The following is a 19,348-nucleotide window of genomic DNA, read 5'->3' on the forward strand; positions in this document are numbered from 1 at the left end:
GCGCGATGCGCGCGGGGACTCGAGGCCCGAATGGGGCGCCTGTCCGGCAGGGGAATGAGCCGCCCGCGCTCCGGACCGCGTCAGGCCGCGAGCTTGAGCGGGACGATCTCGCCCGAGAGGTAGAGCTTCTTCGCCTTGGCGCGCGACAGCTTGCCCGAAGACGTGCGCGGCAGGGTGCGCGGGGGGACCAGTTCGACGACGCAGCTCATCCCGGTGACCGAGCGCACCTTGTCCGCGATCAGTTCGCGCAGGCGGATGCGTTCGGCGGGGTCGGACACGCGGCAATGGACCAGCACCGCGGGCGCTTCCTCGCCGGTTTCGGTCTCGATCGCGAAGGCGGCGATATCGCCGTGGTTGAACCCGGGCAGCTGTTCCACCGCCCATTCGATGTCCTGCGGCCAGTGGTTCTTGCCGTTGATGATGATCATGTCCTTCGCCCGGCCGACGATGAACAGGTAACCGTTCGCCATGTAGCCCATGTCGCCGGTGTCGAGCCAAGCCTTGCCGTCCGCATCGCGCACGAGACAGGCAGTGGTCGCTTCCTCGTTGCGGAAATAGGAATGCATGACGCTCGGGCCGCAGGCCCACACCTTGCCGATCTGGTGATCGCCGCGGGCGTGCCCGTCCTCGCCGCGGATCTCGACCTGCATGTCGGGAAGCGGCTTGCCGCAATTGACGATCGCGCGGTAGCGGGCCGGGCGCGAAATGTCGCGCGGGGCGCCCGACAGCCGTTCTTCCTCGACCAGTTCGACCCGGATCCCTTCGCCCGGCGGCATCACCGTCACCGCCAGCACCGCCTCGGCCAGGCCGTAGGACGGGGTGAAGGCCGAAGCGGAAAAGCCCGCCTCGGCGAACGCGTTGACGAAATTCTGCATCACGTCGGGCCGGATCATGTCCGCGCCATTGCCCGCGACCCGCCAGCGCGACAGGTCGAAGCGTTCGGCGACGTTCGACTGCGAGGAAATGCGCCGGGCGCAGATGTCGTAGCCGAAGGTCGGCGAATAGGAGAGGGTGTAGCCCGGATTGCGGCTGATCATGTCGAGCCAGGCGAGCGGGCGCCGCGCGAAGGCGTCGGGCTTGAGGAAATCGCCCGAAACCTGGTTCGCGACCAGCGAGAGGAAACAGCCGACGAGACCCATGTCGTGATACCACGGCAGCCAGCTCACGCAGCGGTCGTTTTCGCCGAGATGCATGGTGGTCGAATGGCCGTAGAGATTGTGCAGCAGCGCCTTGTGCGTGACTGCGACGCCGGTCGGGAAACGGGTCGAGCCGGAGGAATATTGCAGGTAGCAGATATCCTCGGGATCGGCGGTCGGCAGGTCGCAGGCCGGCGCCTCGACCGCGGCGAAATCCTGCCAGCTCATCGCGTCGCAGCCCTGCCGCGTGGCGGCCGCGGTGGCCATTTCCGTTATCTCCGCCGGGTAGAGGAGGAGCCTGGGATCGGAGGATTTCAGCTGCACCGCGAGCTGTTCGATGTAGTTTTCCTTGCCGCCGAAGGTCGTGGGCAGCGGCAGCGGAACCGGCCAGGCCCCGGCATAGACGCAGGCGCAGAACAGGGCGGCGAAATCGGGTCCGGTCTCGGCGATCAGCGCGACGCGGTCTTCCTTGCCGATCCCCGCAGCCACCAGCCGGCGGGCCATGACGAGCGCATCCTCGCGCATCTCGCGATAGGGATAGACCCTTGCGAGCACGCCGCGCATGTCGTGGAAATTGAGGCCCTTCTCGCTCCTGGCGGCGTAGTCGATCGCCTCGCTGAAAGTCGCGAAATCCGCGCGCCGGCGCGGCAAGTCGCAGTCGTTCGGCGTCGGCTTCAAGACGGCGTCGGTCATTATCCCTCGCGATACCCGTTATCTGCGGCGCGCCTCTTGTGCGCGATATCGTGCCCGTTCATGGTCCGGGGAGCCTCCCCCATAAGATCCGGCTTTTCCATTTGATAAGGACTGTGGCACGAATAAGGCGAAATGGTTTCACCTCCCGATCAATCGTCACAGCGCCGTAGCGAGAAATCCGCCGAGCGCAAGGGGAGAGCGGCCCGGCCGGCCGCCTCGCGCAAGGCGGCGCGCAAGGCTCCGCTCGACGAGGTGTCCCTGCGCGATCTCGCGCTTTCCTACGCCGCGCGCTTCGCGACAACGGGGGCAAAGCTCGAAGCCTATCTCGCCCGCAAGATGCGCGAACGCGGGGTGGCCGGGGACGATGACGGGCGCATGGTCGAACTCGACGTGCCCGCGCTCGTCGCGCGGCTGGTCGAACTCGGTTATGTCGACGACGAGGCCTATGCCCGCGCCCGCTCGCGCGATCTCACCGCGCGCGGCTACGGCGCGCGGCGGGTCGAACAGGCGCTGTGGGCCGCCGGTGTCGCCGAGGATGCCCGAGCCCAGCACGCCCCCGGCGAGGCGGAGAAGCGCCGCGCGGCCATGCTGATGGCGAAAAAGCGCGGTTTCGGCCCCTATGCCCGCAGCGAGACGGCAGAGGCGCAGGACGAACCCTTGCCGCCGCTTGACCCGGCCATGCGCGAAAAGCGGATTGCGGCAATGCTGCGCGCGGGCCATGATTACGACCACGTCCGCTTCGTCCTCGATGCGCCGGCGCGTTCCGTGCTCGAGGACTGGCTGGCCGAGGCCGAAGCCGAAGAGGAAAACGACCGCCCATGACCTTCGCCCCCTTCGGACGCGTGCCCCTCGCCGGGCCTGTCCTCGCGCTCGTCGCCGGGATCGCGGGCGCCTGTTCCCCGGTGCAGAGCGCCGAGCAACCTGCCCCCGCTGCCGCGACCGAAGCGGCGGCGACCGAGCCTGCGCGCGATCCGGTCTCGGGACTGCCCCTGATCGAGGTCGCGGTGATGCGCGGCGACCGGCGGATCGCCTTCACCACCGAGGTGGCGAACACGCCCGAGGCGCAGGCCCGCGGCATGATGTTCCGCACCGGCATGGGCGATGACGAGGCGATGCTGTTCCCGTCCGAAAGGCCGATGCAGCGCAGCTTCTGGATGAAGAACACCCCGCTCGCGCTCGACATCATTTTCATAGGCACCGACGGGCGGATCAGCAATATCGAGAAGGGCGTGCCCTACGAACTCGAATCGGTCACCTCGGCGGGCGAGGCGATCGCGGTGCTCGAGATTCGCGGCGGGCTTTCCAGGGAGCTCGGGATCGTGCCGGGGGACCGGGTGATCTACGACTGGCCGCGGTGAGGCCTGCGGCGACGGTCGCGCTTGAAGGCGGGGCGGTTTCGCAGTAACCGCGCGGGCCATGGGCATCCTTTCGAAAATTTTCACCTGGTGGGACGGCGCGACGATCGGCACCCACTTCTGGGCCAGCCGCGTCGGCGCCGAACACGTCGGCACCGATGCGGAGGGCAACAAGTATTACCGCGCGAAGCCCAGGCATCTCGAGGGCCGGACCGACGGGTCCTATACCAGCCGGGAGAAGCGCTGGGTGATCTACGCCGGCAACAACGACGCGAGCCGCGTGCCGAGCGAATGGCACGGCTGGCTCCACGGCGCGTTCGACGATGTGCCCGAAAGCCACCTGCCCCCGCCCAAGATCTGGGAGACGGATTACACCCCGAACCTGACCGGCACCGCGCAGGCCTATCGCCCGCAGGGCGCGCTCGAGCGGGGCGGGCGGCGCGCCCCGGCCGATGGCGATTACGAAGCGTGGAGCCCCGAAGGCTGAGGGCCGGGCCGATGCGCGGGCGCTTCCTTTCCGGCTTCGCGCCGTTCCTGGCGGCGGGTGCCCTGCTGGTTCCGGCCGCCGCCTGCACCGAGGAAGCGGCTGCCCCTGGCGACGAAGCGGCCGAAACGGACGCCGCGCCCCCGCCGCAGGCCGCCGATGCCGAGGCCGCGCCCGACGCGTTCGACGACGCGACCCCGATGGCGGAGCGGGTCGCGACGCTCGGCCTGCTCAACAAGCGCAACAACCTGTCCGAGGAAATCGAGCTTTCGCCTGGCGAATCGCGCGAGATCGGCCCGGTGATCCTGACGCTTGCCGCCTGCGAGCGCACGCCCCCCTGGGAAATGCCGCAGGAAACCGGCGCTTTCGTGCAGGTCGACGTGCTCGAGCGGGGCGCAAGCGATCACACCCGCGTCTTTTCCGGCTGGCTGTTCAAGCAGTCGCCCAGCCTCAACGTGGTCGAACACCCGATCTACGATGTCTGGGTCAAGGACTGCGCGATGCGCTTTCCGGGCGAGGGCGAATCGGAATCCCCCTCCGCCGCGCCCGACGACGAGGCCTGATCCGCGCCCGTGAAATGCCGCCATGCCGCGCCGAGGCTCGATCGCGGCTCTCCCCGCGCGGCGGCGACCTGGCGCATGTAGAGCGCCTGCGTGATCTCGCGCGCGCCCATGCTGGCGAGGTGATCGGTCATGAACTGGCAGTCGAGCAGCGCGAATCCCGCCTGCCGCATCAGCGCGACGAGCCAGCACAGCGCCACCTTGCTCGCATTGTCGGTGCGGCTGAACATGCTTTCGCCGCAAAACACCCGGTCGAAGGAAACGCCGTAGAGCCCGCCGACCAGCCGCTCCTCGCCCTCCTCGCCGATCCAGCATTCGATCGAATGGGCATGGCCCGCCCGGTGGAGCTGGCAATAGGACTGCACGATCCGTTCGCTGATCCAGGTTTCGGGATGGCCCGGGCGCGGTTCCGCGCAGGCGCGCACGACATCCTCGAAGCAGCGGTTGACCGTCACCGCGAAGCTGTTGCGGCGCAGCACCTTGCGCATGCTCCTGGACACGCGCAGCCCGTCGAGCGGCAGGATCGCCCGGTCGCGCGGTTCGACCCAGAAGATGTCGAGATCGTCCCGCCGGTCCGCCATCGGGAAGATCCCGCTGCGATAGGCGAGCAGCAGCGTTTCGACCGGTATCGGGGCGCGAAAGGGAGAGTGCATGATTCTTCACCCATTCTAGCAGGTCGCGGGCAAGCTTCCAGTAACGTCGAGGCGATAACGCGCACCGGACGCGGGGCGTTCCGCCGCTGATCTCGATGGCGCGCCGTGCCATTGGTGTTGCCTATCGCGCGGGGCTGGGATAGAGCGCGGCTTCCCTGCAGGGGTGTAGCTCAGCTGGTAGAGCATCGGTCTCCAAAACCGAGGGCCACGGGTTCGAATCCTGTCACCCCTGCCAAATCTCGTTTTTCGCGGATTTGCCGCCGCTTCCTGCACTTAAACGGGCGGCAATGGCCGTCGTTTCCGCCAAGAGATCAAAGGGTTGGCGGAAGGTGGCGACCACCTCCCCATCCTCCCAAGAGCAGTTCGAAAGTACGAAGTTGAGCAGGCGGCGTTTTTCGCGGGCGGGCTGGCGTTCGAACAGCGCCTGAGCATTGCGGGCAAGTTCGAGAATCCGGACGCCCTCGTCCATGTAGGACTGCTCGGCCTCCTCGTGGCGGTCGATGTCGCGCTGCAAGCGCCGCTGTTCCTCTCGCCATTCGCCCGCCATCTTGTCGAAGAAATCGCCCCCGATCTTGCCGTCAAGCTTGTCGACATACATGGCGCTGATCCGCTCGCCGAGCCGCCTGTGCTCGGCCTGGAGCCGCTTGATCGCTTCCTCGTGCTCGTGGCGTTCGTCCGCGTGGCTGGCGTGCAGCGCCTCGCGCACCCAGTCCAGAACCTCGTCATCGAACCGAAGCTGGCCAAGCATAGCCGTGAACTGCTGCTCCAGAACCTCCTCGCGCACATACTTGCGGCGACAGGATGCGGGCTCGCCCCGACGTTTGTCGGCGTAGCCGGTGCAGTGGTAGTAGATGTATTTCTGCTTCTTGATCTCGCCGACCACCGAGCAGCCGCATCGCGCGCAGGCGATCAGGCCAGAGAAGGCGAAGTCGTGCGTCATGCGCCGGTGCTTGCTGGCGTTCCGGCCGTCCATCACGCCCTGCACCCGCTCCCATGCCTCGACCGAGACCAGCGGCTCATGCTTGCCCTGATAGAGCTTGCCGTTCCACTCGAACCAGCCGGTGTAAAGGCGATTGCGCAGGATCGAATGCACGGTGCTGGTGGGAACCGGCGCGCCGCTCTTCTTGTAGACCAGACCGGCGGCGCGGGCCTTCTTGGCCACCTCTTTCAACGCGAACTCGCCGGTCGCGTACCACTCGAACAGCTTCGAAACGATCGGCGCAACCTCGGGATCGACGGCGATGACCTTGCGCCCGTCGGGACCGGTGACGTTCAGGTAGCCTAGCGGTGTCTTGGTCGGCCAGATGCCTTGCTCGGCCTTCTCCTGCTGTCCCTTTCGGGCCTCCTCGGACAGGTTATCGATGTAGTTCTTCGCCATCAGCACCTTGATGCCGTGCATGAACTTTTCCGACGACCGCGACTCGCGCGACAGCACCACGCCTTCCTTCGGAAAGTGGATCTCGGCGTCCAGCTCGTCGATCGTTACCCAATCCTTGAGGTTGCGATAGAGCCGGTCCGTCTTCTCGACGAGGATCACCCGCACATCTGGGTGCGCCCGCAGCCAGGCGACCATCTCGCCGAAAGCGCCGCGGCCGGTCTGCTTGGCGGTCTCCACATCCACATATTCCTGCGCGACCGTGAACCCCTCGGCGGCGGCATAGTCCTTGAGCAGCTTCAACTGCGCCGGGATCGAATAGCCCTCCTTCTCCTGCTCCTTCGAGGAGACGCGGGCATAGATCACGGCCCGCTTGCTCGGCGGCGGGGCGGATGGTTTGAGCGTGTGGGTTCTGGCCGGCATGTTGTTTAGTGTAACCTAAACACATTTGAGGCGCAAGCATTCGGGGTGGCGGAAGCATCTCGTCCTTCGCCCGAACGGATCAAGCCTGGAACGCCCAATATCCAGCCCTCCACCTGCGCCACGGCCCGCTCGGCGGGCGAAAGATCGGGGTTGAGGAAAGCCGCAAGGCTGCCGTCGCGATCAGCGCGCCAAAGCCAGGCGGCGATGGAAAAGGCGTCGTGCTGGTCGCCGGTTCGGTCCTCGCGGGCGAAGCTGCGGCTCCACAGCGCGGGATAGACCTCGGCGATCGAGGATCGGCTGGCCGGAATGTCCCAGCCGTCGAACGGCCAGAAATGAACCCGGTCGCCGAGTTCACGGCGAATGAATCGCAGCCACGGAATCCCGGCGTGTGTAGATTTTGCCACCTGGCCCTGCACATCGAAGTGAAAGACCGATTTCGCACCGCCGGCCCTTTCCTCGGTCAAGCGCCGCCAGCGGGCATTTCCCATTCGCGCCGCACCATTGCCGGCGGTACCATTGCGCACGAAATCGACGTAGGTGTGGTCCTCATCGGTCGGCCAATGGCGCTGGAAATCGTCCAGGAAGGTGGGCCAGTCGGCCAACAGCCCGTAAACCTCGAAATAGCGCAGCGGGAAGGAAAAGCCGTGGTCGATGCCGACCAGCGTGGGAACATCTTCGCCGAGTCGCTCGACAAGCCATTGCGCGATGGCCTTCCGGCTCCAGTATTTCCGCGGACTTGGCGGCGGCAGAACTTCCACAGGATGCCCGCCGCCCTCGGCCAGATAGACGCGCAGGCCCTTCAGGCTTGCGGTTGGCGTTTCCGCGCCGGAGTAGTCGATGCCGATAGTGCGGGCGAAGGTGGGTGACATGTTCAAGTTTCACCCCCGATAAGCATGTTCGTTGTGCCAGCGCAGCGCCTCTGCATCTGGGCGGCGCAAGGCATCTTCAGGTGCGTGGATCGTTTGCCCGTGCAGTTCATAACCTCTCTTATTCACGGCGATGCGGTTGGGCGCCTCTCGGTGCGAGCTTGACGCCACTGCTGCGTGCGGCGGCGTAGAGCGGGCGTGCGGCACCGCTGGCGTCTGTTTCACCGCGCTGTGATCGATGGGCTTTTCTGGTTGAAGGACTTGGCTCGGGGTTTCTGCGGCACTGCCGCGCCCGCTACGTCGGCGCAGGCTTGAGCGCGAGAACGATGGCACGCATCAGATCGGCATCGGGGCACGCAGAGGCGAACGCTACGCGGATTCGGGTGGCGCTTTCCATGACGCGGGCAGCAACCTTGAGCAGCCGCAGGCGCAGGGTCGTAAACTCGGCTTTTGCCAGAGCGGTGGTCTTTGGGATCGCCTGCTGAACGCGCCACAGCAGCCAGTAGGCAGCGGTGTGCAGGATCAGGCGCATCTGGTTGGCGTTCGCCGACCGGCACGAGGTGCGGTCACTGGCCAGCTGGGTCTTGTGCAGCTTGATCAAGTTCTCGGCCTGCCCGCGCGCACAGTAGAGCGTGTCATAGATGTATTCAGCCGAGCCTTGGGTTAGCGATGTGACGACATAGCGGATATCCATGCCCAGCGTGCTGGCCTCGATCCTGGCGACGACGCGGCGCTGGCGGTTCCAGCTCTTCGCGCCGTAGCGGGTCTCGGCATAGCTGTGCAGGACCGGGAGTTGGCACTCGGCGCGGCGGACCGCGCAGGCATCGGCGGCAGTGACGATAACCGGATCAGCGCGCAGCGCGGCGTTGGTCGGCAGACCGAACACGTAATCGACATGGGCCGCCTCGCAGAAGGCCATGACCTCGGGCCGTCCATAATGCCCGTCACCGCGGATGGTGATGTGGGTATCAGGCCAGTGGCGGCGAAGATGGCGCACCAGACGCCGGATATGCCCTGCCGCCTCCTTGCCAGAAGGCGTCTTGCCCGTGCGCAGCAGCATCGCCACCGGCCGGCCCGTTGCCGTGTCGTAGACATGGATCGGCAGGAAGCAGCGCTCCCCATGATGTCCGTTCCAGAAGGAGAGTTGCTGATAGCCGTGCACGACGTCGCAGGTGTCATCGATATCCAGCGTCACCGCCGCCGGCGGAGTGGGGTAGCTGGCGCAGTAGATGTCGATCATGATCCCCAGCATCTTTGCCAGCTCGCGCGTGCTCGGCGCATTCTCCCAGCGGCTCATCGTCGGTTGGCTGGCCAACCCCGCACCCGATCCCGGCAGCTTGCCCAGCGCAAGGCGGAAGCCCGGATCATCGCGCAGAGCGTCGAGATCATCGGCATCCTCATAGCCGCAGGCGATCGCGAACATCCGCGCGCGCAGGATATCTTCAAGCCGATGAACCACCCGAGCAGGATCGCGCGGATCGGCAATACACGCCGCAAGCCGCTGGCAGAGCCCCATCATGCGCTCGGCCTGAGCCAGCACCAGGACCCCGCCATCCGAGGTCAGCCTGCCGCCGTCAAACGCAGCTGTGACCTTCTTGCCGCGCACTGCTGGAAACGAAAATACGGACGCGCTATCATCGCATCCGGCGGGTGTGGTCTGTGGCATATTTTGCCCCGTTGCAGGTCTGGCTTAAGCAACCACATTCCTACAACAATGCAAATGCTTACGCCACTCCCGCCAACCCGTCAGACCACCGCCGGTGAATAATCCGGGATAATAATGCCGACCGTTGTCGAACTCCTCCTTGATACGGCGGCTCACTTCGAAGCGCAGGTCGGGCGTCACCGTCACATAGCCCGCGTCGAACAGGCTGTGGATGTCGCGCCGAAGCAACAGCCCGTTTTGCGCCTCGTGTGCGCCGCCATCGCCGTAGGGTCGGATATGCGCGGCTTCGAGCGCTGGAAGGGTTCGCTCCTGTGTGATTGCACAACGACGATTGTAGGTGTCAGTGACAAGCACCCGGAACGCTCCTTGCCCGAGGCGTGGCCGTATGAGCTGCGGCTCGCCGAACCGTGCCTGGGATTCGGCCATTCCGGGAAAGTCGGGCCGGTTCATCCGCTCGTTCACCGCTTCCCAAAGCGCGATCCCCTCCGCGTCTCCGGTATTGTAGGTCTTGAATGACACAATATTCGGCGCCCAACTTTGCGGGACGGGAATCCAGTCGGCCTCGGCGAAGAAGAACGGCTGCGTTAGGATACGGCAGCCGATCTCGAAATCGCTCCGGTCGCCCGGATCGGCCCGACGGTATCTCGCAATGCGGGCGCGCATCTCTTGCGCCGATCGAGCGCCGTTCGCCCCGCCAAAGGCTTCCCAGGCCAGCGAACACGGCAGCGCGTTGGCGTAGGCGAAGATGCCGCCGCCGACGATCACGTTGCGCGGTGCATGAAGCTTGAACAGGAAGAGCTCGCCCGGCTGAAGCGCTCGGAAATTCGCCGCCGACGGTGCCCAGAAATTGACCTCGCCGAGGTCCGGCTGACGCCGCAGTATCTCGAACCAGTCTCCGTCGGTGACGGCGATGACGAGATTGATGGCCATGGTCAGCCACCGCCCTCTGGCGCGATATCCGGCAGCACCGGCCAGTCCAGCTGATCGAGCGTTTCCTGCGGAACTATGCCATGCTCGTCGAACGCCGCCTGAAGCCGTTCACCGAGCCAGGAAAATCCCTCCGCTGAAAGCTCGACGGCCGCCTGTTGTAGGTACGCCCGGCGCGGATTGGTGTTCCCTTCACCGCGCGCCGCATTGCGCTGCGTCGGCGTGAACGAGTCCGCACCCAACGTGTCCATCAGTTCGTTCAAGGAAACGCCGTTGGCCATCGTCCCCGCAACGAACTCGGCGTGATGGACGCGGATGTATCGCGGCCATTTCTCCTTCCACGGCCGGTGCGCGATGTCGGCGGGTGTCGCGTCGTCCCGGCCGGGCCGGTGTTTCATGCCGACGGCGCGCCCGAAGATGCGAATGTCGTTCGGGTCGCTGGTCAGCCGGGCGATGAAAATGACGGAATCGTCCTGAACCCCGCTCGGCCGCTTGGCGGCGGGATACGCGACGGCCCAGTGACAACCGGCGCGTTCGATCTCCGCTATGGTGGGCCAATCCAGCGGCTCGCGATTGTCACTTTCCCCCAGGAATTTCACAAAGGCCTGCGGCGCGTCGGCGACCGCTGTCGGCACCTGAACGGGGGGCGTCCCCGTAACGCCGGCATCGACTCCGAAATCCCCAAGGCCCGCGCGGTTGCCCGGACGCCCGCCCAGGGCGCGGTGGCGAGTGACGGTTTCCGCCCAGGTATCGACCTGATCTGCCACGAGGTCGGTTTTCCCGCGCCGCCAAAGATCGTCGAAATAGGCGCGGCAGGTCGCAATGACCGTCGCATCCTCGGCAACCAGGCCGAACTCGTGGTTGCTGTCGAGCGCCGACTTCGTGAGATTGGCCGAGGTGATGACCGCCCGGCTGGCACCGAACAGGTAGAGCTTGGCGTGCAGCTTGCGGATGCCCCGGATCCGCGCGCCAGCGTCGAGCAGCATCTTCAGCGCCGCGACATCGCTGACGCCCTCGGCGAAGTCGGCGAGGTTGAACCGGGTGATGACCCGAACCTTGCCGGGGTTAAGGGACAGCAGGCGGTCGAGCGCGCCCGCCTTGATGAAAGGTGAAATCACCCGAAGCTCGCCGGCGTCCGCGCGCAGGGCATCGGTCAGTTCCCGCCCCCAACCCGCATCGACCAGCCGGACCGTCACGCCGCGGCCTCCCGTTCCTCGGCCGACGTCAGCGCCTCGTGGAGGAGGGCTTCGAGGAGGCGGGCGCGGGTGGTGTCGGTGGTGGTGAGGGTGGCCTCCAGCCGGTCGCAGAGGGCCATGAGGGCATCGACCTTCGCCACGATGCGGTGTTGTTCGGCGAGGGGCGGGAGGGGAAACGGCACTTCCTTCAAGTTTGACGCACTGACCCCCCAGTTTCCCACCGTGGTTGCGCAGAAAACCTCGATACAACCTCGGACGAGATCGCTTTCGCCAGCCATGCGAATAAACTCAGGCAAGGCAAGCCGTCGATCCAAGCGAATGCGGATCAGCTTGTCAGGATAGATCGGATCGAGGCGAAGGTAGTCATTGAACAGCGTCAGACGGCCCACGAACGCCTTGTTGCCGTTGAAACGGCATGCGAGGAGGTCACCGCGTTGAAGGCCATATTGAAAGCGAGTGGCGTCATCAATTCCGCTAATAAGCTTGTGTTCTTCTTCGGCGACAATACCATCTTGTCGGACTGTTCCGGCGCTAATGCGCAGTATTGGAACTCCGTTCTCGGCATCGTCTGGGCGTCGTGAGAACCCGTTACGCGTGTTCTCCGCGAGCAGATGGCCGAGGCGTGCGAAGCGCCATCCGCTCGGCAGCGCTTCCGGACCGTCTCCGTCGCCGGATTGGGGAAGCTTGATTGGCTCTTCGGTCGGGTCCTGTTCCACCAGTTTGCCGCGGACGGCCAGGTTGAGGATGGTCTGGCGGAGGGGTTTGATCTGGTCGGGGCGGGTGGTGAGGGCGGGGAGCGCGGCGAGGGCGAAGCGGGCGTGGGCCGGGAAGTCCGCTGCATCCGTGTCGTGTGCGGTCAGGCGGGCGAGGCTGGCGGCGGTGAGCCGGTCGCGGGTGGCCTCGCGCGCGGTGCGGGCCGCCTCCAGCCGGTCCAGCAGCGCCATCAGTTCCTCCACCTTCGCCACGATCCGCCGCTGCTCGGCGAGGGGTGGGAGGGGGAACGGTGAAACGACAGCATCCTCCGTGCGGAGACGCGGCATCTTCGTGCCTTGGCCGAGGCGGGTGACATAGTCCACGAAAGCCGGACGCTTTAGCGCAAGCGCGCAATACTCCGAGCAGAGCGGAAGGAACGGGCGAATTGCCACGATTTCCGTTGTCGAATAGCCGGGGGCATCCGCCACAAGCACCTTCGTCAGGTATGGCCGGAGCTTGCCGTAGAGAATGTCGCCGACCTGAAACTCGGACTTCGTGCTCTTCGACTCGCGGTCAGCGACGGAGATGCGCGCAACAAGCCGTCCCGTCTCCTTCTCAATGTCTTCCAGTTCAAGGAGCCAGAGCGAAGGGTCCAGCGACTTGGGTTCGCGCTTCGCGCCTGCATCGTAAAGGAATACGGTTCCGAGCGAGACCCAGCGCCAGTTCGAGGGAAGCTCGTGCGGCGGCTCGACCATCTTCGGGTTCTGCGCAGCCTTCTTCCTGATCTCTCCCGCCTTTACCAGCCGCGCCTTCTCAGCAGCAATCCGCTTCAGCAATTCCGACGCCGGTTCGTCGCCCGCCTCCTGCGGCACCAGCTTGCCTCGCACGGCGAGGTCCAGCACGAAGCGGCGCAGGCGGGGCACCGCGTCGGGCGCCTCGGCCACCTTTTCGTAGAGGGCGAGCAGCCTTTCCGCATTCATCTTGCGAGCGCCTCGGACAGGATCGCCTTCACCTGGTCGCGGAGCGCCGCCACCTCGGCCTCGGCTTTGGTCAGGTCCTTCAGCAGCGTCTCGGGATCGCCGTGATCCTCGGCCACCGTGTGCGGGTTCTTGATGTCGAGGTTGTAGCCGCGGGCCTTCACCTCCTCGGCGCTGACCTTCCAGGCGCGGTCATTCTCCTCCCGCCCCTCGCGCCGCGGCCCGCCCCACCAGGCGGCGCAGTCGGCCAGATGCTCCAGCCGGATGGGCCGGGTCATGGAATAGGCCTTCTGCCCCTCTGGCACCTGGTGTTCCCAGAACCAGATGTCCTGCGTGGGCGCGCCCTTCTCGAAGAACAACAGGTTGGTGCCGATCGAGGCGTAGGGGCGGAAGACCGAGTTCGGCAGGCGCACGATGGTGTGGAGGTTGCATTCCGCCATCAGGTGTTCCTTGAGCCGGGTCTTGACGCCCTCGCCGAAGAGCGAGCCGTCGGGCAGGACCACGGCCGCGCGGCCGCCCGGTTTCAGGAGGCGGATGATCAGGGCGAGGAAGAGGTCGGCGGTTTCGCGGGTGCGGAAGTGCTGCGGGAAGTTGGACTCGATCCCGTCCTCCTCGCGCCCGCCGAAGGGCGGGTTGGTCAGCACGATGTCCACCCTCTCGTCCTTACCCCACGATATCAACGGCCGGGCCAACGTATTGTCGTGGCGTACGAAGGACGGGTCCTCGATGCCGTGGAGCAGCATGTTGGTGACGCAGAGCATATGGGGAAGCTGCTTTTTCTCGACAGCAAGCAACCCTGCCTGCATCGTCTCGCGCTGCGCAGGCGTGCGGACGTACTTCTCCTCCATGTGGCGTATGGCGCAGGTTAGCCCGGATTATTCACCGGCGGTGGTCTGACGGGTTGGCGGGAGTGGCGTAAGCATTTGCATTGTTGTAGGAATGTGGTTGCTTAAGCCAGACCTGCAACGGGGCAAAATATGCCACAGACCACACCCGCCGGATGCGATGATAGCGCGTCCGTATTTTCGTTTCCAGCAGTGCGCGGCAAGAAGGTCACAGCTGCGTTTGACGGCGGCAGGCTGACCTCGGATGGCGGGGTCCTGGTGCTGGCTCAGGCCGAGCGCATGATGGGGCTCTGCCAGCGGCTTGCGGCGTGTATTGCCGATCCGCGCGATCCTGCTCGGGTGGTTCATCGGCTTGAAGATATCCTGCGCGCGCGGATGTTCGCGATCGCCTGCGGCTATGAGGATGCCGATGATCTCGACGCTCTGCGCGATGATCCGGGCTTCCGCCTTGCGCTGGGCAAGCTGCCGGGATCGGGTGCGGGGTTGGCCAGCCAACCGACGATGAGCCGCTGGGAGAATGCGCCGAGCACGCGCGAGCTGGCAAAGATGCTGGGGATCATGATCGACATCTACTGCGCCAGCTACCCCACTCCGCCGGCGGCGGTGACGCTGGATATCGATGACACCTGCGACGTCGTGCACGGCTATCAGCAACTCTCCTTCTGGAACGGACATCATGGGGAGCGCTGCTTCCTGCCGATCCATGTCTACGACACGGCAACGGGCCGGCCGGTGGCGATGCTGCTGCGCACGGGCAAGACGCCTTCTGGCAAGGAGGCGGCAGGGCATATCCGGCGTCTGGTGCGCCATCTTCGCCGCCACTGGCCTGATACCCACATCACCATCCGCGGTGACGGGCATTATGGACGGCCCGAGGTCATGGCCTTCTGCGAGGCGGCCCATGTCGATTACGTGTTCGGTCTGCCGACCAACGCCGCGCTGCGCGCTGATCCGGTTATCGTCACTGCCGCCGATGCCTGCGCGGTCCGCCGCGCCGAGTGCCAACTCCCGGTCCTGCGCAGCTATGCCGAGACCCGCTACGGCGCGAAGAGCTGGAACCGCCAGCGCCGCGTCGTCGCCAGGATCGAGGCCAGCACGCTGGGCATGGATATCCGCTATGTCGTCACATCGCTAACCCAAGGCTCGGCTGAATACATCTATGACACGCTCTACTGTGCGCGCGGGCAGGCCGAGAACTTGATCAAGCTGCACAAGACCCAGCTGGCCAGTGACCGCACCTCGTGCCGGTCGGCGAACGCCAACCAGATGCGCCTGATCCTGCACACCGCTGCCTACTGGCTGCTGTGGCGCGTTCAGCAGGCGATCCCAAAGACCACCGCTCTGGCAAAAGCCGAGTTTACGACCCTGCGCCTGCGGCTGCTCAAGGTTGCTGCCCGCGTCATGGAAAGCGCCACCCGAATCCGCGTAGCGTTCGCCTCTGCGTGCCCCGATGCCGATCTGATGCGTGCCATCGTTCTCGCGCTCAAGCCTGCGCCGACGTAGCGGGCGCGGCAGTGCCGCAGAAACCCCGAGCCAAGTCCTTCAACCAGAAAAGCCCATCGATCACAGCGCGGTGAAACAGACGCCAGCGGTGCCGCACGCCCGCTCTACGCCGCCGCACGCAGCAGTGGCGTCAAGCTCGCGCCGAGAGGCGCCCAACCGCATCGCCGTGAATAAGAGAGGTTAGGAAGCCGCCGGTGCCGCAGGCGGGGTCGAACAGCGTCTCGCCCGGATGCGGGTCTATCATCTGGACCATGAAGGAGGTGACGGCGCGCGGCGTATAGTATTCCCCCGCATTGCCCGCCGACTGCAGGTCGTTGAGCAGCTGCTCGTAGAACTCGCCGAAGTGGCGGCGTTCGTCGAGATTGTTGAAATCAACCTGATTGATCTTGTTGACAACCTGCCGAAGCAGCTGGCCGGATTTCATGTAGTTGTAGGCATCCTCGAACACATCGCGCACGACGCGGCGGCGGTCGCCCGGCTTAGCCGAGACCTGGAGGCCCTTTAGGGCCGGAAACAGCTCGTCGTTGACAAAATCGAGCATGGCCTGTCCCGTGATCCCTTCGGGATCTGCCGCCCAGTTCCGCCACTGGAAACGCTCGGGGATGGGCGAGCGGTAATCGTCCCGCGTGATTTCGAGTTCCTGATCCTGATCGTCGATGATTTTGAGGAAGAACAGCCATGTGAGCTGGCTGATGCGCTGGGCATCGCCATCGACGCCCACGTCCTGGCGCATGATGTCCTGAATGGATTTTACGGTGGTGCGGACGATCATGGTTCAGGCGGTCTCCTGGTAGAGCGCGTCCTGCAATTCATGGACGGCCTTTTCGAAGCCCGCCTTGCCGCCGAACGCGTTGATGAGTTGAACGACGCTGCCCATGTCGGTGAAGGGAGTAACCTTCAGCACGTTAGCGTCGTCGAGATTGAGGACGCCCTCGTCGCGGTACTTCTCCAGCAGCGCATCAAGGACGGCACGAGCTTGCGGCCCGTATTTGGTGAACACGTCGCGCTTCTTCACGTTCTCGGCCCGTTCGCGGCGCGTGAGGGGCTTGGCGTCGAAGGCGACATGGCAGATCAGGTCGAACGGATCGAGATTTTTTCCAAGCTCGTCAGCGATGGCATCGAGGGCTAAACCTTCGGCCTCCAGTTCCTCGACGATGGCCTGCTTGCGCTCGGCGGCGTTCCAGCGTTTCAGAAACTCGTCGAGGCTGGCGAAGCGTTTCCTCAGGGCGTTCTTGGTGAAATCGCGCAGGGATTCGGTGACAAGCTTGCCGTTCTCGTCGAGATATTCCACCCGCTCGGCGATGATGCGGGCGCCGACGCCATCGACGTAGATCTTGCGCACGGGATCGCCCGTCGGCAGCGGCAGGCCGGGCTGATCGACGATGGTCTTGTCCTCATCCGGCGTCGGCGGAATCGCGTCCTCGCCCTCGGGCGTTGCTGGTTCCTCGTCGGGCGGCGTCATCGGGTCATCCGCGCCTGGCGCGTAAATCTGCACCGGGTCGCCGTCGAAATCCGGGTCCGCAAAATGCGCGGTCGCGCCACGGAAATCGATCAGCGTGAAATAGAACTTCCTGGTGTCCTCGTGCACGCGGGTTCCGCGTCCGACGATCTGCTTGAACTCGGTCATCGAGCCGATTTCGCGGTCGAGCACGATCAGGCGGCAGGTCTGCGCATCGACGCCGGTGGACAGCAGGCGCGAGGTCGTGACCAGCACGGGCCACTTCGATTCCGGGTCGATGAAGTTGCCGAGCTGGTCCTGGCCCTCCTTGTCGCTGCCGGTGATCCGCATGACATAGCGCGCGTTCTCGGCCACCAGATCGGCGTTCTCGTTGATCAGCGCCTGACGCATGCGGGCGGCGTGTTCCTGATCGACGCAGAACACGATGGTCTTCTGGTAGCGATCGCCGCTCTCCTTGAGGAAGGCCGTGATCTTTTTAGCCGCCAGAAGGGTGCGATCGTCCAGAACCAAAGTGCGGTCGAAATCCTTGGCGTTGTAGATGCGGTCCTCGACCTCGTTGCCGTCGCGGTCCAACTGGCCCTTTTCCGGCCGATAGCCTTCCACATCCCGGTCGATGTGAACCTTGATGACCTTGTAAGGCGCCAGAAATCCGTCGCTGATGCCCTGCTTCAGCGAATAGGTGAATACAGGCTCGCCGAAATATTCCGTATTGGAGACGTATTTCGTCTCCTTCGGCGTGGCGGTCAGGCCGATCTGCGTCGCACCGGAAAAATGGGTCAGAATTTCACGCCAGGCGGAATCCTCGGCGGCGCTGCCGCGATGGCATTCGTCGATCACGATCAGGTCGAAGAAGTCCTTCGAGAACTCCTTGAACAGCTTCTGCCGCTCTTCCGGTCCAGTGATCGCCTGATAGAGGCCGAGATAGACCTCGAAGGCGGTGTCGATGCGGCGTTTCCTGTCGAGCGCCAGCGTCAGGTCGACCGAGTCTCCGTCCTGCCGTTCGATGGTCTTGGCATTGGTTGAAAGCTTCGCCATTGCCGCACCAAAGGGGCGGAAATCGTTCACCATGGTCTGGTCGATCAGCACATTGCGGTCGGCGAGGAACAGGATGCGCTTGTTGCCTTCGGGGTTCCAGCGCCGCGATTTCCACAGCCGCCAGATGATCTGGAATGCCGTGTAGGTCTTGCCCGTGCCGGTCGCCATGACCAGCAGAACCCGGTCCTGTCCCTTGGCGATGGCCTCGATCGTGGCGTTGACGGCATTCACCTGATAGTAGCGCGGCTCCTTGCCGCTGCCGTCGTCGTGGTAGTCCTGAAGAACGATCTCCTCGGATGCGCCGTCCAGTCCTTTCCAGGAGCGAAAGCGCGCCCACAGGTCGGCGGGTGACGGGAAGGCGTCGAGGCCGAGGTTCGCCTCGCGCGGTGTGCTCGCGCCCGGTGCGGTCATGGAATACGAAGCCGTCGCCGTTCGAACTGAAGACGAAGGGGATCTTCAGCGTTTCGGCATAGTCGAGCGCCTGCTGCATGCCGTCGCCGACGCTGCGGGAGTTGTCCTTCGCCTCGATCAGCGCGATCGGAATGTTCGGCTTGTAGTAGAGAACAAAGTCGGCCTTCTTCGCCTTGCCGCGCGTCACCAGCTTGCCGCGCACGATGATGCGGCCCTTGGTGAAATAGACCTCCTCCCGAACCTGCACCATCTCGTCCCAGCCTGCGCGCTTGACGGCAGGCAGGATGAACTTGGTGCAGATATCGCGCTCGGTGAGGCTTCGCTTGTCCATACCGGTCAGCCGCCCTCCGGATGCTGCCATGGATCAATCACCTCGACACCGCAGCCCTCGAAATCGCCGACGTTCCGGGTTGCCATGGCAGCACCGCAGGCGCGGGCTATGGCCGCAATCTGGCAGTCAGGGAAGCTGATCGGCCGACCCGCGGCGCGGCGGTCGGCGAAGATGTCGGCGAAGGCTTTTGCCGCGGCGCTGTCGAACGGCAGCACCCGTCCCGCGAAGTCTTCGCCAACCATGGCGTCGATCTCTGCAATCAGGCGCTCGCGGCGCTTGCCCTCCGGCAGGATCACCGCACCACGCCGCAACTCGGCCTCCCCCACCGCGCTGAGATGAAGGGCGGCGGCGTCTTGATGTCCGAACCAGTCCAGCACGGCCGGGGCGGGTTTCGACCGCATAAGTTCGGAGATGACATTGGTGTCGATCAGGATCATGGCTGCCTGCATCAATCGAAGCGCGGGGGCTCGGGCATCGGCTCGCGGGGCGGCAGATCGAGGTCCACTCCGCCCAGGGCTGCAAAGCGGCGATGAATGGCTTCACCAAGGTTTTCGGGCGGCGCCCGTCTGCCGACTGCCTGGCGCAGGATTTCCCGCGCCTCCTCTTCCATCGAGCGGCCGTGCTCGGCCGCGCGGATGCGCAGACTGCGCTTCAACGTGTCGTCGAGATTTCGAATCGTGATGCTGGCCATGATGCCCTCCATCGGCTTCGTGTGAGATTAGGCGCTGATTGCAGTGCAATCAACCGAGATCGTCCAGCG

Annotated in this window: 17 protein-coding genes, 1 tRNA gene and 1 pseudogene; 6 read left to right on the plus strand and 13 right to left on the minus strand. The window is 65.0% G+C overall.

Annotated features, from left to right (window positions below):
• Window positions 1-80: 80 nt before the first annotated feature.
• A complete protein-coding gene (locus tag BLU08_RS13150) occupies window positions 81-1,829 on the minus strand; it encodes a fatty acyl-AMP ligase (protein ID WP_090200147.1) in 1,749 nt (582 codons plus the stop codon).
• A gap of 132 nt (window positions 1,830-1,961) precedes the next feature.
• Between BLU08_RS13150 and BLU08_RS13155 the strand changes: the two genes are divergently transcribed.
• Genes BLU08_RS13155 through BLU08_RS13170 form a run of 4 tightly spaced genes read left to right on the plus strand, consistent with a single transcriptional unit; the run spans window position 1,962 to window position 4,231 of the window.
• The gene (locus BLU08_RS13155; RefSeq protein WP_090200149.1) at window positions 1,962-2,651 is read left to right on the plus strand and encodes a regulatory protein RecX; all 690 of its coding nucleotides are present in this window, start codon (window positions 1,962-1,964) and stop codon (window positions 2,649-2,651) included.
• The gene (locus tag BLU08_RS13160; RefSeq protein ID WP_090200152.1) at window positions 2,648-3,187 is read left to right on the plus strand and encodes a DUF192 domain-containing protein; all 540 of its coding nucleotides are present in this window, start codon (window positions 2,648-2,650) and stop codon (window positions 3,185-3,187) included. Before BLU08_RS13155 ends, BLU08_RS13160 begins: the two co-directional genes overlap by 4 nt.
• A gap of 58 nt (window positions 3,188-3,245) precedes the next feature.
• Window positions 3,246-3,671: an NADH:ubiquinone oxidoreductase subunit NDUFA12 gene (locus tag BLU08_RS13165; RefSeq protein ID WP_090200154.1), complete on the plus strand. Its 426-nt coding sequence runs from the start codon at window positions 3,246-3,248 to the stop codon at window positions 3,669-3,671.
• An 11-nt stretch (window positions 3,672-3,682) separates the two neighbouring features.
• Window positions 3,683-4,231 (plus strand): DUF2155 domain-containing protein, encoded by a 549-nt coding sequence (locus BLU08_RS13170; RefSeq protein WP_090200156.1) that lies wholly within the window; start codon window positions 3,683-3,685, stop codon window positions 4,229-4,231.
• On the opposite strand, the gene aat is transcribed toward BLU08_RS13170, so the two are convergent.
• Window positions 4,141-4,881, minus strand: coding sequence for a leucyl/phenylalanyl-tRNA--protein transferase (aat, locus tag BLU08_RS13175; protein ID WP_090200158.1), 741 nt, complete (start codon window positions 4,879-4,881; stop codon window positions 4,141-4,143). The two genes, BLU08_RS13170 and aat, sit on opposite strands and share 91 nt — an antisense overlap.
• Window positions 4,882-5,040: 159 nt before the next feature.
• Between aat and BLU08_RS13180 the strand changes: the two genes are divergently transcribed.
• Window positions 5,041-5,116, plus strand: a tRNA-Trp gene (locus BLU08_RS13180).
• On the opposite strand, the gene BLU08_RS13185 is transcribed toward BLU08_RS13180, so the two are convergent.
• From BLU08_RS13185 to BLU08_RS13215, 7 genes are all read right to left on the minus strand, one after another.
• On the minus strand, window positions 5,105-6,679 hold the full coding sequence (locus BLU08_RS13185; RefSeq protein WP_090200160.1) for a recombinase family protein: 1,575 nt from the start codon (window positions 6,677-6,679) through the stop codon (window positions 5,105-5,107). The two genes, BLU08_RS13180 and BLU08_RS13185, sit on opposite strands and share 12 nt — an antisense overlap.
• A 5-nt stretch (window positions 6,680-6,684) precedes the next feature.
• The gene (locus BLU08_RS13190; RefSeq protein ID WP_197676868.1) at window positions 6,685-7,554 is read right to left on the minus strand and encodes a hypothetical protein; all 870 of its coding nucleotides are present in this window, start codon (window positions 7,552-7,554) and stop codon (window positions 6,685-6,687) included.
• Between the two features lie 286 nt (window positions 7,555-7,840).
• Window positions 7,841-9,211: an IS1380 family transposase gene (locus BLU08_RS13195; protein WP_090193798.1), complete on the minus strand. Its 1,371-nt coding sequence runs from the start codon at window positions 9,209-9,211 to the stop codon at window positions 7,841-7,843.
• Window positions 9,212-9,235: 24 nt separating this feature from the next.
• Entirely contained in the window at window positions 9,236-10,141 is a 906-nt protein-coding gene (locus tag BLU08_RS13200; protein ID WP_197676869.1) for an HNH endonuclease, read from the minus strand.
• Between the two features lie 2 nt (window positions 10,142-10,143).
• A complete protein-coding gene (locus BLU08_RS13205; RefSeq protein ID WP_157674561.1) occupies window positions 10,144-11,334 on the minus strand; it encodes a phospholipase D family protein in 1,191 nt (396 codons plus the stop codon).
• The gene (locus BLU08_RS13210) at window positions 11,331-13,007 is read right to left on the minus strand and encodes a restriction endonuclease subunit S (RefSeq protein ID WP_090200167.1); all 1,677 of its coding nucleotides are present in this window, start codon (window positions 13,005-13,007) and stop codon (window positions 11,331-11,333) included. The genes BLU08_RS13205 and BLU08_RS13210 overlap by 4 nt, the downstream gene beginning before the upstream one ends.
• On the minus strand, window positions 13,004-13,861 hold the full coding sequence (locus BLU08_RS13215; RefSeq protein ID WP_304456030.1) for an N-6 DNA methylase: 858 nt from the start codon (window positions 13,859-13,861) through the stop codon (window positions 13,004-13,006). The genes BLU08_RS13210 and BLU08_RS13215 overlap by 4 nt, the downstream gene beginning before the upstream one ends.
• 120 nt (window positions 13,862-13,981) lie before the next feature.
• Between BLU08_RS13215 and BLU08_RS13220 the strand changes: the two genes are divergently transcribed.
• Window positions 13,982-15,352, plus strand: a complete 1,371-nt coding sequence (locus BLU08_RS13220) for an IS1380 family transposase (protein WP_090193770.1) — start codon at window positions 13,982-13,984, stop codon at window positions 15,350-15,352.
• A 130-nt stretch (window positions 15,353-15,482) separates the two neighbouring features.
• Here the strand turns inward: BLU08_RS13220 and BLU08_RS13225 are convergent, their stop codons facing one another.
• From BLU08_RS13225 to BLU08_RS13240, 4 genes and pseudogenes are all read right to left on the minus strand, one after another.
• Complete coding sequence (locus BLU08_RS13225; protein ID WP_233995991.1) at window positions 15,483-16,124, minus strand: N-6 DNA methylase; 642 nt, start codon at window positions 16,122-16,124, stop codon at window positions 15,483-15,485.
• Window positions 16,125-16,127: 3 nt separating this feature from the next.
• A pseudogene (gene hsdR / locus BLU08_RS13230) lies at window positions 16,128-18,588 on the minus strand (EcoAI/FtnUII family type I restriction enzme subunit R).
• 5 nt (window positions 18,589-18,593) lie between these two features.
• Window positions 18,594-19,025, minus strand: coding sequence for a type II toxin-antitoxin system VapC family toxin (locus tag BLU08_RS13235; protein ID WP_090200169.1), 432 nt, complete (start codon window positions 19,023-19,025; stop codon window positions 18,594-18,596).
• Window positions 19,026-19,036: 11 nt separating this feature from the next.
• On the minus strand, window positions 19,037-19,291 hold the full coding sequence (locus tag BLU08_RS13240; protein ID WP_197676871.1) for a plasmid stabilization protein: 255 nt from the start codon (window positions 19,289-19,291) through the stop codon (window positions 19,037-19,039).
• Window positions 19,292-19,348: the final 57 nt, after the last annotated feature.

Origin of the sequence: Erythrobacter sp. HL-111 (genome assembly GCF_900105095.1) — a bacterium.
Classification (GTDB): Bacteria; Pseudomonadota; Alphaproteobacteria; order Sphingomonadales; family Sphingomonadaceae; genus Erythrobacter.

What these genes read in the sequence shown, in the direction of transcription:
- BLU08_RS13165 (WP_090200154.1), top strand. Translation starts at nt 3,246, where the DNA reads ATGGGCATCCTTTCGAAAATTTTCACCTGGTGGGACGGCGCGACGATC.
- BLU08_RS13200 (WP_197676869.1), bottom strand. Translation starts at nt 10,141, where the DNA reads ATGGCCATCAATCTCGTCATCGCCGTCACCGACGGAGACTGGTTCGAG.
- aat (WP_090200158.1), bottom strand. Translation starts at nt 4,881, where the DNA reads ATGCACTCTCCCTTTCGCGCCCCGATACCGGTCGAAACGCTGCTGCTC.
- BLU08_RS13185 (WP_090200160.1), bottom strand. Translation starts at nt 6,679, where the DNA reads ATGCCGGCCAGAACCCACACGCTCAAACCATCCGCCCCGCCGCCGAGC.
- BLU08_RS13210 (WP_090200167.1), bottom strand. Translation starts at nt 13,007, where the DNA reads ATGAATGCGGAAAGGCTGCTCGCCCTCTACGAAAAGGTGGCCGAGGCG.
- BLU08_RS13170 (WP_090200156.1), top strand. Translation starts at nt 3,683, where the DNA reads ATGCGCGGGCGCTTCCTTTCCGGCTTCGCGCCGTTCCTGGCGGCGGGT.
- BLU08_RS13150 (WP_090200147.1), bottom strand. Translation starts at nt 1,829, where the DNA reads ATGACCGACGCCGTCTTGAAGCCGACGCCGAACGACTGCGACTTGCCG.
- BLU08_RS13240 (WP_197676871.1), bottom strand. Translation starts at nt 19,291, where the DNA reads ATGGAGGGCATCATGGCCAGCATCACGATTCGAAATCTCGACGACACG.
- BLU08_RS13160 (WP_090200152.1), top strand. Translation starts at nt 2,648, where the DNA reads ATGACCTTCGCCCCCTTCGGACGCGTGCCCCTCGCCGGGCCTGTCCTC.
- BLU08_RS13225 (WP_233995991.1), bottom strand. Translation starts at nt 16,124, where the DNA reads ATGATCGTCCGCACCACCGTAAAATCCATTCAGGACATCATGCGCCAG.
- BLU08_RS13155 (WP_090200149.1), top strand. Translation starts at nt 1,962, where the DNA reads ATGGTTTCACCTCCCGATCAATCGTCACAGCGCCGTAGCGAGAAATCC.
- BLU08_RS13235 (WP_090200169.1), bottom strand. Translation starts at nt 19,025, where the DNA reads ATGATCCTGATCGACACCAATGTCATCTCCGAACTTATGCGGTCGAAA.
- BLU08_RS13220 (WP_090193770.1), top strand. Translation starts at nt 13,982, where the DNA reads ATGCCACAGACCACACCCGCCGGATGCGATGATAGCGCGTCCGTATTT.
- BLU08_RS13195 (WP_090193798.1), bottom strand. Translation starts at nt 9,211, where the DNA reads ATGCCACAGACCACACCCGCCGGATGCGATGATAGCGCGTCCGTATTT.